Annotated in this window: 5 protein-coding genes and 1 pseudogene; 5 read left to right on the top strand and 1 reads right to left on the bottom strand. The window is 69.4% G+C overall.

Annotated features, from left to right (window positions below; translation table 11 throughout):
• Window positions 1-119 precede the first annotated feature (119 nt).
• From ACEQ2X_RS02305 to ACEQ2X_RS02285, 5 genes and pseudogenes are all read left to right on the top strand, one after another.
• Window positions 120-218: pseudogene (locus tag ACEQ2X_RS02305) on the top strand (CBS domain-containing protein); the annotation flags it as partial.
• Window positions 219-281: 63 nt separating this feature from the next.
• Window positions 282-551 (top strand): CBS domain-containing protein, encoded by a 270-nt coding sequence (locus ACEQ2X_RS02300; protein ID WP_370324139.1) that lies wholly within the window; start codon window positions 282-284, stop codon window positions 549-551.
• Between the two features lie 167 nt (window positions 552-718).
• Entirely contained in the window at window positions 719-922 is a 204-nt protein-coding gene (locus ACEQ2X_RS02295) for a hypothetical protein (protein ID WP_370324138.1), read from the top strand.
• 171 nt (window positions 923-1,093) lie between these two features.
• The gene (locus ACEQ2X_RS02290; RefSeq protein ID WP_370324137.1) at window positions 1,094-1,369 is read left to right on the top strand and encodes a hypothetical protein; all 276 of its coding nucleotides are present in this window, start codon (window positions 1,094-1,096) and stop codon (window positions 1,367-1,369) included.
• Window positions 1,370-1,389: 20 nt separating this feature from the next.
• Window positions 1,390-1,713 (top strand): LOG family protein, encoded by a 324-nt coding sequence (locus ACEQ2X_RS02285; protein WP_370324136.1) that lies wholly within the window; start codon window positions 1,390-1,392, stop codon window positions 1,711-1,713.
• On the opposite strand, the gene ACEQ2X_RS02280 is transcribed toward ACEQ2X_RS02285, so the two are convergent.
• Window positions 1,619-1,858, bottom strand: coding sequence for a multicopper oxidase domain-containing protein (locus tag ACEQ2X_RS02280; protein ID WP_370324135.1), 240 nt, complete (start codon window positions 1,856-1,858; stop codon window positions 1,619-1,621). The two genes, ACEQ2X_RS02285 and ACEQ2X_RS02280, sit on opposite strands and share 95 nt — an antisense overlap.
• Between the last annotated feature and the right edge of the window lie 706 nt (window positions 1,859-2,564).

Genomic DNA, 2,564 nt, shown 5'->3' with positions numbered 1-2,564 from the left:
AGCGGCGCCACTCCGCCCTCGACCAGACATCACCCGCCGACTACGAAGCTGCACACACCCCCACCGCCACTACCATGCCCCTCGCAGCCTGACCCGACGGTGTCCGCTGCACCGGGGGAACTCCACTCGTCCAAGTCGCCCGGCTCATGGCCGAGCACGACGTCGGCTCGGTCATCGTCGTGGACGGTGACGGCCGGCTCGCCGGCATCGTCACCGACCGGGACATCGCCCAGCGGGGTTTCGCCCGGGGACTCGACCCCGGCGCCGCCGTCTCCACGATCATGAGCCACGACGTCGTCGGCGTCCCCGAGCACGCCGGCTGGGAGGCTGCCGCCAACCAGCTCGCGGCGTGGGTGCACCGGCGGCTCCCGGTCGTCGATGACGACGGCGTCGTGCGCGGCGTCATCACGCTCGACGACCTCCTCCTGCACTGCAAGGGCTTCCTCGATCACATGACCACCGCGGTCCGCAGCGAGGTGCGCGCCGGGCGTCAAGGCATCGGCAAACCACGAACACCTCGAGATCGCCGACGACCATGCAGCCCCGCGTGACGTTGACGGCGGCTCCGCCGTCCACCGTGACCAGCCCAACGATTCGCCAGTCACGGCGACCGGTGCGGCGAACCCACAGCAGGAATCCGCATCCGCCCCGGATGCTCCAAGGCCCCAGTCGTCACCGATCATGAGCCGGAGCCAGACCCGACAAGGAGGACATTGCAATGAGGAAGTTCTTGACTGCAGCGACGGTGAGTGTCGCGATCGCATTTCTGCCGGCGGCCGCCGGTGCGGCGCCGATCACCGGTGGGGCGGGTGCCGGATACGGCGAGCACGTCTCCGACCACGCCCGAGCCGAGGGCGGCTTCACCGGCCAGATGAACCCGAGTGACCACCGGGGGTTCGCAGGCTTCGACGAGCACCACTGATACACGACGGCCGTGAGGGTCCACGGGCCCTCACGGCGCCCGGTGGCCAGATGGCAACCGTACTGACCGCCGGTGTCCACCAACCAGGAGCCCTATGCCACCGCCCCCGACGCCCGACGAGGACGTCCTCCTGTACTGCGGTCCGGGGGGGCAGGAGCCCCCGACGACCGTGTGCGCGTCGAGCGCATCTGGCAGGAGATCGCCGCCGGCTTCACCGCGCTGGCCCCGTTCGGGAAGGCCGTGTCCATGTTCGGCTCGGGTCGGGTGGCTGACGCCGATCGCCGCTACGAACACGCCCGGCGGGTCGCGGCCCGGCTCGGCGAAGCCGGGTTCACCATCATCATCGGCGGTGGGTCCGGCCTCATGGAGGCCGCCAACCGCGGCGGCCGCGCGCCGGGGCGACCTAGGTCGGGCTCGGCCATCGAGCTGCCCCACGAGCAGGACTGAACCCCTACGTCGACGTCGCCGTGGGCTTCCGCTACTTCTTCGACCGCAAGCTAATGTTCGTCCGCTACGCGTCGGCCTTCGTGGTGCTGCCCGGCGGGGTCGGGACCCTCGACGAGCTGTTCGAGGCGCTCACCCTCATCCAGACCGGGAAGGTCCACGAGATCCCAGTTGTCCTCGTGGGCGCCGTCCACTGGCGCGGCCTGAGCGACTGGCTTCGCGACGCCCTCGAAGGCAGCGGCTTCACCAGCCCTACCGGACACCGACCTCACCGGTGGGGACGACGACCCCGACGAGATCGCCGCGCTCGTGCAGCGCTGCCACCTCCGCCTGTTGAACCCCCTTAATGCGTGGAACCGGCTCCAACCTGACGGATGTGCGCTCGGGTCCCGCGACCCGGTAGTCGAACCGCTCGCCCGGCGGCACCGGCGGCTGGGTGACACCGGGGACGCCGTCCATGTCGTGGCGCAACGCGATGCCGTGCCGGTGCACCGTCGTCGGTTCGGGCGAGTTGTTAGTCGTCTCGCAGCTTGGACCCAAGCGGCTGGCGCTGTACCGCTTCGGCGGCTGCCCAGCGCACCAGCCTGGAGCCCTGCTTGCTGATCGAGCCGCGCTTGACGGTGGTGTCGGACTCGTATTACGACCGCCTCGCCCTCCGACGCGGCAATCCCATCGCCAAGGTCGCCTGTGCCCGCAAGATGATCCATCTTCTACGCGCTGCGTGACGGCCACGTCCGCCCACTCCTTGAATCCGCCATGTTGATCATCGCTTCGGCCTTCCGGCTGCCGCACACGCCGCACCTGTTGCCACAATATGGCCCCCGCTCTGGGGCGACCGGCATCCGCAGAGGCTCCGGACCTACTTCTGCGGGTTCTCCACGGGCATCGCTGGGCTTTGATGTGCGGTCCGGGGAGTGCTCATGGGCCTTCCGGCCGGGACAACCGGTCCCCAAAAGACCGTGCGAGGCGGATGACTGGCTGCAACGACAGCTTGTCGTAGTCTGGTTGCCGACGGGCGCTTCCGTTACGAGGCCTGAGGAGAAGTGGATGGGACAGACCCGGCGCGGGATCTTGGAGTTCCCCCGGTGCAGCGGACACCGTCGGGTCAGGCTGCGAGGGGCATGGTAGTGGCGGTGGGGGTGTGTGCAGCTTCGTAGTCGGCGGGTGATGTCTGGTCGAGGGCGGAGTGGCGCCGCTG

It is taken from the genome of Euzebya sp., assembly GCF_964222135.1.
In the GTDB taxonomy this organism is placed as follows: Bacteria; Actinomycetota; Nitriliruptoria; order Euzebyales; family Euzebyaceae; genus Euzebya.
The sequence above is the reverse complement of the archived record's forward strand: the minus strand, read 5'-3'. Positions and strand labels throughout refer to the sequence as shown.

Coding starts and splice junctions, on each gene's coding strand:
- ACEQ2X_RS02300 (WP_370324139.1), top strand. CDS start 282: ATGAGCCACGACGTCGTCGGCGTCCCCGAGCACGCCGGCTGGGAGGCT.
- ACEQ2X_RS02295 (WP_370324138.1), top strand. CDS start 719: ATGAGGAAGTTCTTGACTGCAGCGACGGTGAGTGTCGCGATCGCATTT.